This window comes from Mycobacterium sp. IDUB_17, from assembly GCF_055419465.1.
On sequence record NZ_JBVAXS010000007.1, the window covers coordinates 331807 to 344046 of the forward strand.

12 protein-coding genes are annotated in these 12240 nt (G+C 67.0%); 7 read left to right on the top strand and 5 right to left on the bottom strand.

The features are described from left to right. Positions 1 to 111: 111 nt before the first annotated feature. Entirely contained in the window at positions 112 to 1311 is a 1200-nt protein-coding gene (locus ACZYZ7_RS27385; RefSeq protein ID WP_450070050.1) for a cytochrome P450, read from the top strand. Positions 1312 to 1323: 12 nt separating this feature from the next. On the opposite strand, the gene ACZYZ7_RS27390 is transcribed toward ACZYZ7_RS27385, so the two are convergent. Continuing rightward, positions 1324 to 1599 carry a hypothetical protein gene (locus ACZYZ7_RS27390; RefSeq protein ID WP_450070051.1) on the bottom strand — a complete coding sequence of 92 codons (276 nt, stop codon included), beginning with the start codon at positions 1597 to 1599 and terminating at the stop codon, positions 1324 to 1326. Positions 1600 to 1997: 398 nt separating this feature from the next. Here ACZYZ7_RS27390 and ACZYZ7_RS27395 point away from each other — a divergent pair, with 398 nt between their 5' ends. The 4 genes from ACZYZ7_RS27395 to ACZYZ7_RS27410 all read left to right on the top strand — a co-directional run bounded on the left by ACZYZ7_RS27395 (position 1998) and on the right by ACZYZ7_RS27410 (position 5985). Then, complete coding sequence (locus ACZYZ7_RS27395) at positions 1998 to 3098, top strand: NAD-dependent epimerase/dehydratase family protein (RefSeq protein WP_135457540.1); 1101 nt, start codon at positions 1998 to 2000, stop codon at positions 3096 to 3098. Positions 3099 to 3106: 8 nt separating this feature from the next. After that, positions 3107 to 3880 (top strand): SDR family NAD(P)-dependent oxidoreductase, encoded by a 774-nt coding sequence (locus tag ACZYZ7_RS27400; protein WP_450070052.1) that lies wholly within the window; start codon positions 3107 to 3109, stop codon positions 3878 to 3880. Then, positions 3877 to 4722, top strand: a complete 846-nt coding sequence (locus tag ACZYZ7_RS27405) for an SDR family NAD(P)-dependent oxidoreductase (protein WP_450070053.1) — start codon at positions 3877 to 3879, stop codon at positions 4720 to 4722. Before ACZYZ7_RS27400 ends, ACZYZ7_RS27405 begins: the two co-directional genes overlap by 4 nt. Before the next feature lie 63 nt (positions 4723 to 4785). Beyond that, complete coding sequence (locus ACZYZ7_RS27410; RefSeq protein WP_450070054.1) at positions 4786 to 5985, top strand: AI-2E family transporter; 1200 nt, start codon at positions 4786 to 4788, stop codon at positions 5983 to 5985. On the opposite strand, the gene ACZYZ7_RS27415 is transcribed toward ACZYZ7_RS27410, so the two are convergent. After that, a complete protein-coding gene (locus tag ACZYZ7_RS27415) occupies positions 5963 to 6763 on the bottom strand; it encodes a dienelactone hydrolase family protein (protein WP_450070055.1) in 801 nt (266 codons plus the stop codon). The genes ACZYZ7_RS27410 and ACZYZ7_RS27415 overlap by 23 nt on opposite strands. 23 nt (positions 6764 to 6786) lie before the next feature. After that, positions 6787 to 7425 (bottom strand): DUF4245 domain-containing protein, encoded by a 639-nt coding sequence (locus ACZYZ7_RS27420; RefSeq protein WP_135457548.1) that lies wholly within the window; start codon positions 7423 to 7425, stop codon positions 6787 to 6789. A gap of 55 nt (positions 7426 to 7480) precedes the next feature. Between ACZYZ7_RS27420 and glpX the strand changes: the two genes are divergently transcribed. Then, positions 7481 to 8509, top strand: a complete 1029-nt coding sequence (gene glpX / locus ACZYZ7_RS27425; RefSeq protein WP_135457550.1) for a class II fructose-bisphosphatase — start codon at positions 7481 to 7483, stop codon at positions 8507 to 8509. A 27-nt stretch (positions 8510 to 8536) separates the two neighbouring features. After that, a complete protein-coding gene (locus tag ACZYZ7_RS27430) occupies positions 8537 to 9952 on the top strand; it encodes a class II fumarate hydratase (RefSeq protein WP_450070056.1) in 1416 nt (471 codons plus the stop codon). Positions 9953 to 10038: 86 nt separating this feature from the next. Here the strand turns inward: ACZYZ7_RS27430 and ACZYZ7_RS27435 are convergent, their stop codons facing one another. Both ACZYZ7_RS27435 and ACZYZ7_RS27440 read right to left on the bottom strand, forming a co-directional pair. Continuing rightward, the gene (locus tag ACZYZ7_RS27435; protein WP_450070057.1) at positions 10039 to 11763 is read right to left on the bottom strand and encodes a GAF domain-containing sensor histidine kinase; all 1725 of its coding nucleotides are present in this window, start codon (positions 11761 to 11763) and stop codon (positions 10039 to 10041) included. Positions 11764 to 11806: 43 nt separating this feature from the next. Next, a complete protein-coding gene (locus ACZYZ7_RS27440) occupies positions 11807 to 12229 on the bottom strand; it encodes a pyridoxamine 5'-phosphate oxidase family protein (protein ID WP_135460228.1) in 423 nt (140 codons plus the stop codon). Positions 12230 to 12240 lie beyond the last annotated feature (11 nt).

A 12240-nucleotide genomic window follows, 5' to 3' on the forward strand; every position in this document is an offset into this window, starting at 1 on the left:
TGCAGGTCACCGGCCCACATTGAGACACGTTCGCGCCGTGAGCCCCGGCAGCGAATATCAACCTGTCCGGGCATCGTTGACTCCCCCGGAATCGCCAGCCAACCTGGGCAAATGCTTCTGGCTCACGAACTGTTCGAACCGACCTGCCTGCAGGATCCGTATCCGCTCTATGACCGGCTACGTGCGCATGCACCGGTCGCGCAAGTCGGCGACTCCCAGTTCTTCGCGGTGACGTCATTCGACGCCGTGATCGAGGCCACCGCACGTTCCCAGGACTTCTCGTCGAATCTCACCGCAACCATGTGGTCCCAGCCCGACGGCACCGTTTCCCCGTTCAGCATGGGCGAACCGGGTAACCCCGTGCATGTGTTGGCCACCGCCGACGATCCGGCACATGCCGCCCACCGCAAGATGGTGCTGCCCCGAATGGCGGCCAAGCGGATCGCCGAACTGGAGCCGTTCATCACGGCCATCACCGCCGACCTGCTGGCCGGGGCCCGCGGAGAGTTCGAGTGGATGTCGACGCTGGCCGACCGGTTGCCGATGCTGGTGGTCGCGCAATTGCTGGGACTGCCGGCCGCGGATGTGGACCGGCTGGTGACCTGGGCCTACGCCAGTACGCAACTACTGGACGGGTTGGTCGATGCCGACCAGCTGACCGCATCTGGCATCGCGGCCGTCGAGCTGGGCGGGTACCTCGCCGAACGGTTCGGCGAAGCTTCGGCAAATCAAGGAGAAAACCTGCTGGGAGACCTGGCCGCCTATTGCGCGGCCGAACGGGTGTCCCCGGAGGTGGCGGTGTTGATGTTGATCCAGCTGGTCGGTGCCGGCGCGGAATCGACCGCGTCGTTGATCGGCAGCGCCGTCTGGATCCTGAGTCGGCAGCCCGAACTCGCCGAGCGGTTGCGACGCGATCCCGCCTTGCTCGCGCCGTTCCTGGAAGAGGTGTTGCGGTTCGAGTCCCCGTTCCGGGGCCATTACCGGCATGTCCTGGCCGATACCGAACTGGCAGGCATCGCGGTGCCCGCGGACAGCCACCTACTGCTGCTGTGGGGCGCGGCCAACCGGGATGAAGCGGTGTTCGACGCTCCGAACGAGTTCCGGCTCGAACGACCGAACATCAAGCATCACGTGGCATTTGGCAAGGGCGGGCACTTCTGTCTCGGGGCGGCACTGGCCCGCCTCGAAGCCCGCATCGTGATCTCGGCCCTACTGTCCACCGGTGACACCATCCATCCGGCAAGCGACGCCGAATGGCAGCCCAGCCTGTTGGTGCGCCGGTTACGTCAGCTTCCGCTGAGCGTGCGGTGATCTACCTGGAACTCAGGCAGCTTGCGCGGCGAGCGCGATGCTGTCGTCGTCGACGAACACCAGGCCGCCGTCGTCAAGGTTGACGGCCCACCGCCGTGCCGGTTCGACGATTCGCTCTCCGGCGACCTCGACCGCGGTCCCGGCCAAGTCGGCGAAATCTTCGACAACGGTTCCGTGCAGTTCTTCGTCAGTTCCCGGATACACCACCACCGAGGAACCCACAGCAACTTCTTCGGCAATTTCGCCGGAGTCGCTGTCGTTAACCCCCGTCACGACATCTTCGGACATCCCACACCTCCCCAATTGCTGACGCGTGCAACCGAGTACATCACAAACGCCTGCGCTTGGCTCACTTTCACCGATACCTACAGCCACACCTTGCATAGGTCTCGGGCAAATTTCCAAATCCGGTAACGACGACCATTCCGGCAAACGCGTCACAGTGGGGTGTGCAGCGTGATGTCAGTCACGCTCATCGGCTGACAGTGCCACTGATCAATGCTTTTGAGGCAACGGCAGCAACATTCGCCTTCCATCAAACTCCCCCAGTACGACGGCCGTGGACCGGTTGCTGAGCAATCAGGGGCGAACAGCCCGCCGAAAACCCGACAACCCCGTCCGGATCGCGGTGACACACACCACATCGGCGTTCGCTAGTGTTGCAACACGTTCTAGCGAGGAGACCTATGTCCGACGCTGTGTTGGTTACCGGAGCGTTCGGTTTGGTGGGCTCAGCCGTCGTGAAAACGCTGGCCGCCGGCGGGCGCACGGTGGTCGCGACCGATCTCGACGTCCCCGCGAACCGCAAGGCCGCCGCCGTGCTCCCGTCATCCGTACAGGTGCGCTGGGCCGATCTGACCGACGCCGCTGCCGTTGACGCACTCGTGGCTGCGGTCGCACCGGCCGCGATCATCCACCTCGCCGCGATCATCCCGCCGTTCTGCTACATGCGCCGTGGGCTGGCCCGAAAGGTGAACGTCGAGGCCACCGCGTCACTGCTGCGGGCCGCCGAGGCCCAACCGACTCCGCCTCGGTTCGTCCAGGCATCGAGCATCGCGGTCTACGGTGCCCGCAATCCGCACCACATCGACGACGTGTTGACCCCGGACACCCCGACCAACCCATCCGACATCTACGGCGCGCACAAGGTCGAGGCCGAAGCCCTGGTCCGAGCCTCGAAGCTGGATTGGCTGATCCTGCGTCTCGGTGGGGTCATGAGCTCCGAGTTCAGCCTCGGCATCGACGTTGACCTCATCTCGTTCGAGAGTGTGCTGCCCGCCGACGGGCGGCTGCAGACCGTGGACGTTCGTGATGTGGCGGCAGCGTTCGTCGCGGCCACCACGGTCCCGACCGAAACCGCCAACCACGAGGTGCTGCTGATCGGCGGCGACGCCGAGACGCACCGCCACATCCAGTCCGGAGTCGGTTCGCAAGCAGCTGCCGCGATGGGGATCAGGGGCGGCCTGCCGATCGGCCGACCCGGCAACCCCGACGATGACGCCGCCTGGTTCGCCACCGACTGGATGGACACCAGCCGGGCGCAGGAAGCGCTCGGGTTCCAGCATCACTCCTGGCCGCAACTGCTGGCGGACACCAGGGCGAACGCCGGGTTGAAGCGTTTCCCGATCGGCCTGGCGGCGCCCTTGATTCGCGCCTTCCTGCGGTCCAAGTCCGCGTACAAGGACTATCCCGGGCAGTTGGCCGACCCATGGAACGCCATCGACAAGAAGTGGGGCGACCACCGCCCGGATCGGGCCGACGAGCGCTCGCGCGAGGAGAAGGAATGAGCAGCGGAATGTCAATGAATCGCGTAGCGATCGTCATCGGCGGGGCCTCGGGGATCGGGTGGGCCAGTGCCCAGGCGCTGGCCGCCGACGGCTGCCGCATCGTCATCGCCGACCGTGATGCCGACGGCGCAGCGGCCCGGGCTGCCGAGCTCGGCGCAGCACACACCAGCTTCTACGTCGACGTCACCAACGAGGATGCGGTGCAGAAGTTGTTCGCTGAAGTTACCCGCGCCGGTTCTGTTGACATCGTGCTCAACTGCGCGGGGTTCAGCAACGTCGGACTGATCACCGATATGCCGGTCGACGACTTCCGCTCGGTCGTCGACGTCTGCCTCAACGGCGGATTCATCGTCGCCAAACACGCCGGCCGGGCCCTGCCCGAAGGTGGTGTCCTGGTGTTGATTTCATCGCTGAACGGCCGCCAGCCCGCGGCCGGCATGAGCGCCTACTGCGCGGCCAAGGCCGGGTTGTCGATGCTCACGCAGGTGGCCGCCCTCGAGATGGGACCGCGTGGCATCCGGGTCAACGCGATCGCGCCGGGATTCGTGAAGACTCCGCTGACCGATCCCGCGGCGATGATCCCCGGGGTGGTCGAGGAGTACGTCGAGAACACCGCGCTGGGTCGCAGCGGAACCCCCGAGGACATCGCTGCGGCCGTGGTGTTCCTGTGTTCCCCGCAGGCGTCCTGGCTGACCGGCGAGGTGCTCGATCTCAACGGGGGCGCGCACCTCAAGCGCTATCCGGACATTCTCGGCCATGTCATGAAGCTGACCCAGGCGTGAGCACGCTCGCCGGTAAGCAGGCGATCGTCACCGGCGCCGGGTCCGGGATCGGCGCAGCGCTGTGCCGCGCGTTGACCGCCGCCGGTGCCGAGGTGCTCTGCACCGACATTGACGAGGCTGCGGCGGCGCGCACCGCTGCGCCGCTCGGCGCCCGGTCGGCACGCCTCGACGTCACCGACGCGGCCGCCGTGCAGGCCGCGGTCGACGGCGTCGTGGAACGGGCCGGAAAGCTCGATCTGATGTTCAACAACGCCGGCATCGTCTGGGGCGGTGACACCGAACTGCTCACGCTCGACCAGTGGAACGCCATCATCGACATCAACGTGCGCGGGGTCGTCCACGGTGTCGCCGCGGCGTATCCGCAGATGATCCGGCAGGGCCACGGCCACATCATCAACACCGCCTCGATGGCCGGGTTGGCCGCCGCGGGTCAGCTCACCAGCTATGTGATGACCAAGCACGCCGTCGTCGGGCTGTCGCTGGCCCTGCGTTCGGAGGCGGCCGCCCACGGCGTGGGCGTGCTGGCGGTCTGCCCGGCCGGAGTCGAGACTCCGATCCTGGACAAGGGCGCGGTCGGCGGTTTCGTCGGCCGCGACTACTTCCTGCAGGGCCAAGGAGTCAAGACCGCCTACGACGCCGATCGGCTCGCCGCCGACGCCTTGCGCGCCATCTCGCGCAATAGAGCCATCCTGGTCAAACCCCGTCGCGCCCATGCCTCCTGGCTGATCGCCCGCCTGGCGCCCGGCCTGATGCAACGGCTCTCCATGCGCTTCGTCGCCGCACAACGGGCCGGCCAGGCCGCCCGCCGCTCGGCTCTGGTCTCCGACGTCACGCTGGAGTGAAGTCAATGCCGACCGTCACGCCCGCGTGACGATAGGGTCAGCGCAACGTCGGGAAGGGATCTGATGAAAGACCAGTTCACCCTCACCCAGAAGCGAGCGCTGGCGGTCTTCACAGTGCTCGCCCTGCTACTCGGGGCCTACTTCCTGCGCAGCTTCTTCGTCCTGATCGTGATGGCCGCGGTTGGCGCCTACTTGTTCACCCCGCTCTACCAACGGTTTCAGCGCAGATTCGGTACCGGCCTCTCGGCCACGCTGACGCTGTTGGTCGCCATACTCATGGTGATCATCCCGGTGTCGCTCGTGGTGTTCATGGCCATCGTCCAGGTCACCCAGCTCGTCAACACGGTCAGCAACTGGATCGGCAACACCGACCTCAGCACCCTGGGCGACCGGGCCCTGCAACTGGTCAACTCACTGCTGGCACGGGTGCCCTTCCTGGACATCCACCTCAGCGCAGATTCATTGCGCGACACCGTAATCAAGCTTTCCCAGCACCTCGGCGAATGGCTGCTGAGCGTCCTGCAGGGGGCAGTCGGCGGCATGGTCGGCGCCATCACCTCGTCGATCATCTTCCTGTACGTGTTCATCTCGATGCTGGTCAACAAGGACGAGATGGCCACCCTGATCCGCCGGCTGAATCCGCTGGGTGAGGAGATCACCGACCTGTACCTGGCCAAGACCGGCGCCATGGTGAAGGGAACGGTCAAGGGCCAGTTCGTGATCGCGTTCTGCCAGGGCGTGGCCGGGGCGATATCGATCTACATCGCGGGCTTCCACGAGGGGTTCTTCGTCTTCGCGATCCTGCTGACCGCGCTGTCGGTCATCCCGCTCGGCGGCGGCATCGTCACCATCCCGTTCGGCATCGGAATGATGTTCTTCGGCAACATCTTCGGCGGTATTTTCGTGGTGGTGTTCCACCTGCTGGTGGTCACCAACATCGACAATCTGTTGCGTCCGTGGCTGGTGCCCAAGGCGGCCCGACTCGATCCCGCGCTGATGCTGCTGGCGGTGTTCGCCGGCATCTCGATGTTCGGCTTCTTCGGTCTGGTGATCGGGCCGGTCCTGATGATCATCATCGTCACCACGGTCAGCGTGTACCTGGCCGTCTACAAGGGCGTCGAGCTCGAAACCGACGAGCCCGACGCGCCCCGCAAGAAGTTGTGGTCGCGGCGGCAGAAGGGCGCGGCCCCGGCGCCGGAGGCCGACACCGCCGATGCCGCCGACGAATCCCCGTCGGCGGTTACGCCACCAGACGTTCCGTAAGGAACGCCACCACCCGCTTCCGTGCCTCATACGCGGGATGCCCGTCGACCTCGCGCACCTGATCGGTGAGCACCGAATGCGCGGACGCCGGGATGCCGTCGGCGTTGCCCTTCTTCGAGTCGATCTCGATGACCTCGAATGCGTCGCCGAGCCGCGCCTTGAGGGTGGCGAACCGCTCCCCCGGCGCCAGCCGGTCCTGGCTGAAGCGCAGCGCCAGTGCGCACAGGCCGTCATTGGCGGCGCGCTGTTCGATGATCTTGAGCTCGGCCTCCGACATGCCCGGATCGCGTTTCTGCGCCGCGGTCAGGGCCACCGGCACCGACGGCTGGCTCAGCACCGGGGCCAGCACGCTGTCGTCCACCGCGGCGGCAAGTGCGAACCCGCCGGTGAAGCACTGCCCGATGACGCCGACGCCCTTACCGGGTGTGTTGGCGTTCAGATCGCGGGCCAGCGCCCGCAGGTAATGCGCGACGGGCCGGTCGGCGTTCGTCGCGAAGGCGGCGAATTCCTTTGTCACACAGGCCTTCAGCATGACTGGGATGGCACCCGGACGCACCGCGGCCGCGCCGGGGGTGCCGAACAACGACGGGGCGGCCACCGTGAAGCCGTTTTCCACCAGGTGGTTGCCCAGCGCGAGCACCCCGGGATGCAGGCCGGGAATCTCGGGAATCAGGACCACACCGGGGCCTTCGCCCTTGCGGTACACGTCGTAGGTCTGATCGGCGGCGGTGAATGGGGCGGCGGTCCACCCGGTGAGATCTGCAACTGGCGACGACAACACGGGCTCCATCCGTTAGTGCGTCACGGCCTCTTGGTCGGCAGCGGCGACTGCTTCTGCGTCGCACTCGCCAGCGTACGGTACTCATCAGTACCACCGGCGCCTGTGATCGCAACCTGTGCCGGTCCGCTCAGCCTCGTCGTCCACACCGGTTCCGGGTCGCTGCTCTCGTAGACCACCCAGGTCACCCCGTCGACATCCTCGGTGCCCGACGCATACGAATCCGGCTTGATCGAGGCCACCAGGGCGGCCTCGTCGGCATTGCTCTGGGTCAGGCTCAGATACTTGCCATTGGGCGCCAGATAGCCGATACGCGAGGACACCGCGCGGCCATGCTGGCCGCCGGGCAGCGTCATACCACCGTCGATGCCGTGGCGACTGCCGGAGTTGGGATGCCAGCCCTCGGGCAGCTGAGGCAGCCGGATCGGAATCTTCAGGGCGTCCGCGTCAGCCTGCAGTGCGGCCGGCGCATCGAATTCCGGAGGCGGACCCGCTCCGGGCCCACCGGCCTGAAACGAGCACATACCCAGCATTCCGGCCAGTACGATGCAGGCCACGACCAGCGGAGCCATCGACCAGAACATATCCCGGCCGTCCTGCAACAACCGCGACTTTTCCGGCTTGGGGACCGGGGTTGGCTCAGACGTCGGCTCGGAGGACATGCTCGTCAGTATCCCAGCTCCCAAACGTTGACCACGTTCTGGGACAATCTGGGCCATGAGTCCCACGCGGGGAGAAGCCCCGGATCGCAACCTTGCCCTCGAACTCGTCCGGGTGACCGAGGCCGGTGCCATGGCAGCAGGCCGCTGGGTCGGCCGCGGCGACAAGGAAGGCGGCGACGGGGCCGCTGTCGACGCCATGCGTGAGCTGGTCAACTCGGTATCGATGCGCGGCGTCGTGGTGATCGGCGAGGGCGAGAAAGACGAAGCACCGATGCTCTTCAACGGTGAAGAGGTCGGCAACGGCGACGGACCGGAGTGCGATTTCGCCGTCGACCCGGTCGACGGCACCACGCTGATGAGCAAGGGCATGCCCAACGCCATCTCGGTGCTCGCGGTCGCCGAGCGGGGCGCCATGTTCGACCCGTCGGCGGTGTTCTACATGAACAAGATCGCCGTCGGCCCGGAGTGCGCCGACGCCATCGACATCACCGCCCCGATCGGCGAGAACATCCGGCGGGTGGCCAAGGTGCGTGGAGCGTCGGTGAGCGATCTCACCGTGTGCATCCTGGACCGGCCGCGCCATGCCCAGCTGATCGACGATGCCCGTGCCGCCGGTGCCCGCATCCGGCTGATCACCGACGGCGACGTCGCCGGCGCGATCTCGGCCTGCCGACCCAACTCGGGCACCGACATCCTGGCCGGCATCGGCGGGACACCCGAGGGCATCATCGCCGCGGCAGCGATCCGCTGCATGGGCGGCGCGATCCAGGCGCAGCTGGCCCCGACCGACGACGCCGAACGCCAGAAGGCCATCGACGCGGGCTACGACCTGGACCAGGTCCTGTCGACCGACGACCTGGTCGCGGGCGAGAACGTCTTCTTCTGCGCGACCGGCGTCACCGACGGTGATCTGCTCAAGGGCGTGCAGTACTACCCCGGCGGCTGCACCACCCAGTCCATCGTGATGCGGTCCAAGTCCGGCACCGTCCGGATGATCGAGGCCTACCACCGGCTGACGAAACTCAACGAGTACTCGGCCATCGACTTCACCGGCGACAAGACCGCCGCCTACCCGCTCCCGTAACTCCGAAGTCCTCCGAGAAAGGCACGTATGAGCACCGACAACGCTGTCGAGACCGAATACCGCATCGAACACGACACCATGGGCGAGGTCCGGGTGCCGGTCAACGCCCTGTGGCGGGCACAGACCCAGCGCGCCGTGGAGAACTTCCCGATCTCCTTCCGCGGCCTGGAGCGCACCCAGATCCGCGCGCTGGGCCTGCTGAAGGCGGCCTGCGCACAGGTCAACAAGGACCTGGGCCTGCTGGCCGCCGAGAAGGCCGACGCCATCATCGCCGCGGCCGGTGAGATCGCCGACGGGCTGCACGACGACCAGTTCCCGATCGACGTGTTCCAGACCGGCTCGGGCACCAGCTCCAACATGAACGCCAACGAGGTCATCGCCTCGATCGCCGGCCGCAACGGCGTGACCGTTCATCCCAACGACGACGTGAACATGTCGCAGAGCTCCAATGACACGTTCCCGACGGCCACCCACATCGCGGCCACCGAAGCCGCTGTGCGCCACCTGATCCCGGCACTCGAGATCCTGCACGAGTCGCTGGCTGCCAAGGCCAAGCAGTGGAAGACCGTGGTGAAGTCCGGCCGCACCCACCTCATGGACGCGGTGCCGGTGACGCTGGGCCAGGAGTTCGGTGGCTACGCCCGTCAGGTCGAGGCCGGCATCGAACGGGTCAAGGCCACCCTGCCCCGCCTGGGTGAGCTCGCCATCGGCGGCACCGCCGTGGGCACCGGGCTCAACGCCCCCGACGGCTTCGGCCCCAAGGTGGTCGAGGTGCTGGTCAACCAGACCGGTCTGGCCGAATTGCGCACCGCCGCTGACTCCTTCGAGGCCCAGGCGGCCCGCGATGGGCTGGTCGAGGCGTCCGGCGCGCTGAAGACCATCGCCGTCTCACTGACCAAGATCGCCAACGATGTGCGCTGGATGGGCTCGGGCCCGCTGACCGGCCTGGGCGAGATCCAGCTGCCGGATCTGCAGCCGGGCAGCTCGATCATGCCGGGCAAGGTCAATCCGGTTCTGCCCGAGGCGGTTACCCAGGTGGCCGCCCAGGTCATCGGCAATGACGCCGCCGTCACCGTCGGCGGGCTGTCGGGCGCCTTCGAGCTCAATGTGTACATCCCGATGATGGCCCGCAACGTGCTCGAGTCGTTCACCCTGCTGGCCAACGTGTCGAAGCTGTTCGCCGCCAAGTGCATCGACGGTCTGGTGGCCAATGAAGACCACCTGCGCACCCTGGCCGAGTCCTCCCCGTCGATCGTGACGCCGCTGAACTCGGCGATCGGCTACGAGGAGGCCGCCAAGGTCGCCAAGCAGGCCCTGAAGGAGAAGAAGACCATCCGCCAGACCGTGATCGACCGCGGCCTGATCGGCGACAAGCTGTCGGAGGCCGAGCTGGACAAGCGCCTCGATGTGCTCGCCATGGCGAAGGTCAAGGACGCCGAGTAGCCCTCACCTTCTCTGCGCGAGCAGACGCAAAAGCACCCGAAAACCGGCGTTTTCGGGTGCTTTTGCGTCTGGTCGGCGTATGGCCGCTACTCGGGAAGCGGTGCGGCCCAACGCAACACGGTCCCGCCACCGGGCCGGTCGGTGATCGTGAACTGGCCGTCCGCGCTCAACGCGCGGGCCCGCAGATTCCCCAGCCCGCTCTCGGTGACCTCGGCGGCGATCCCACAGCCGTTGTCGGACACCTCGATGGACAGGTCGTCGGCCACCTCCACGAGAACGGTGAGTTCACTTGCCCCCGAATGACGTACCGCATTGCTGATCGCCTCGCGCAGCACCGCCTCGGCATGATCGGCCAGGGTCGCCTCGACCACTGACAGCGGGCCGACGAACCGCGTGCTGATGTGTATCGGCGCGTCGGCGAACTGGGCGATCACCTTGTCGAGCCGCTGCCGCAGCCGCGTCGTGCCGGCCTGCGCACCGTGCAGATCGAAGATCGCGGTCCGGATCTCCTGAATGACCGCCTGTAGGTCATCGACAGTTCCCATGAGCCGTTGTTGCACCTCCGGAGACTGCGCCCGCGGGATCGTGCCCTGCAGCGACAGGCCCACCGCGAACAGCCGCTGGATCACGTGATCGTGCAGGTCCCGGGCGATCCTGTCCCGGTCGGCCAGGATCTCCAACTCCTGCACGCTGCGCTGAGAGCTGGCCAGCTGCCAGGCCACCGCGGCCTGGTCGGCGAACGCCGCGGCCATGTCGAGCTGCTCGGCGGTGAAGCTCCGGGCGCCGTCGGCGCGCACGGCCACCAGCACACCGGCCACCGTGTCGATGGCACGCAGCGGCAGCACCAGCGCCGGGCCACCCGCGCCGTCCAACTCGAGGCGGTCGAGCCGGTGCGGGGTGCCGTCGCGGAACGCCGCGCCCACCGCGTCCTCCGCTCCGTGCGGGCCCACCGGAATCGAGTCGACCGTGGTCGGACTGCCCGCGGTGGCGGCCACCACGAGGGTGTCGGCCTCACCGGCGGGGACCTCGCTGCCGGGCACGGCGACCACGATCCGGTCGGCACCCGTCAGTTTGAGCGCCTCATCGGCCACCATGCGGAACACCCTGGCCGGATCGGTACCGCCGAGCAGTTCGGTGCCGATATCGCGGGTGGCCGCGATCCAGGCCTGCCGGTCTCGGGACAGTTCGTAGAGCCGGGCGTTCTCCACCGCCACCCCCGCAGCCGCGGCCAGGGCCTCCACGAGCACCTCATCGTCCTCACTGAACGGCTGCCCGTTGGTCTTGTCGGTGAGGTAGAGGTTGCCGAACACCTCGTCGCGGATCCGCACCGGGACACCCAGAAAAGTCCGCATCGGCGGGTGATTGGGCGGGAACCCGACCGAGGCGGGATGTTGGCGGATGTCGTCGAGCCGGATCGGTTTCGGATCGTCGATCAGCACACCCAGCACGCCACGCCCTTCGGGCAGATGCCCGATCACGGCCCGGGTTTCGTCGTCGATGCCCTGATAGACGAACTCGGTCAGCTCATGCTCGTCGCCACGGACACCCAACGCACCGTAGCGGGCGTCGACCAGCTCGATCGCCGTCCGCACGATGGTGCTCAACGTGACCTCGAGGTCCAGGCCCGACGTCACCGCGAGCATCGCCTCGACCAGGCCGTCGATCCGGTCGCGGCCGGTGATGATCTCCTCGACACGGTCCTGGACCTCGGTGAGCAATTCGCGCAACCGCAGCTGCGAGAGCGTGTCCCTCAACTGCGGAGTCCGCTGTTCATCGTCGGGGTGCGCACGGTGACCAGTCACGTCCACCATGCTGGCACTACCGGCCGCAGCGCACCAAGCTCGTCCGGGGTCGTCACTCCGCGGCCGGTTCAGGTCCGAACCGGAAGCGGCGGCCGGTGACCCGGACCGGGGACACCCGCACATAGTGCGTTTTCGACGTCGCAGTCCACGGCAGTAACTGCGCCTGTTCGGCTTCGGCCAGTTCCTCGTCCGTACGCAGGGTGCGTGCAACACCTCGCACGATCACGCTCCAGCCTTCGGCCGCGGTGTGATCGTCGGCTTCGAACACCACCTGGTTGTTGATGGCCGCGCTGATCAGCTTCGTCCCCGCCGCGGTGCGGAACAGGATGGTTCGGTTCTGCACCACGAAGTTCACCGGGAAGACGTGCGCCTCGTCGTCGACTGCGGTGACGAGGCGGCCGAGCGACACACTGCCCAGCAGTTCCCAGCACTCACGCTCGGACAGGATCGTGACCGGCTCACTGCGCGTTGACATTCCGATTCCCA

Excerpts from the sequence above, each read along its gene's own strand:
- ACZYZ7_RS27440 (WP_135460228.1), bottom strand. The coding sequence starts at position 12,229 with ATGTCAACGCGCAGTGAGCCGGTCACGATCCTGTCCGAGCGTGAGTGC.
- ACZYZ7_RS27385 (WP_450070050.1), top strand. The coding sequence starts at position 112 with ATGCTTCTGGCTCACGAACTGTTCGAACCGACCTGCCTGCAGGATCCG.
- ACZYZ7_RS27395 (WP_135457540.1), top strand. The coding sequence starts at position 1,998 with ATGTCCGACGCTGTGTTGGTTACCGGAGCGTTCGGTTTGGTGGGCTCA.
- ACZYZ7_RS27435 (WP_450070057.1), bottom strand. The coding sequence starts at position 11,763 with ATGGTGGACGTGACTGGTCACCGTGCGCACCCCGACGATGAACAGCGG.
- ACZYZ7_RS27410 (WP_450070054.1), top strand. The coding sequence starts at position 4,786 with ATGAAAGACCAGTTCACCCTCACCCAGAAGCGAGCGCTGGCGGTCTTC.
- ACZYZ7_RS27400 (WP_450070052.1), top strand. The coding sequence starts at position 3,107 with ATGTCAATGAATCGCGTAGCGATCGTCATCGGCGGGGCCTCGGGGATC.
- ACZYZ7_RS27430 (WP_450070056.1), top strand. The coding sequence starts at position 8,537 with ATGAGCACCGACAACGCTGTCGAGACCGAATACCGCATCGAACACGAC.
- ACZYZ7_RS27390 (WP_450070051.1), bottom strand. The coding sequence starts at position 1,599 with ATGTCCGAAGATGTCGTGACGGGGGTTAACGACAGCGACTCCGGCGAA.
- glpX (WP_135457550.1), top strand. The coding sequence starts at position 7,481 with ATGAGTCCCACGCGGGGAGAAGCCCCGGATCGCAACCTTGCCCTCGAA.
- ACZYZ7_RS27420 (WP_135457548.1), bottom strand. The coding sequence starts at position 7,425 with ATGTCCTCCGAGCCGACGTCTGAGCCAACCCCGGTCCCCAAGCCGGAA.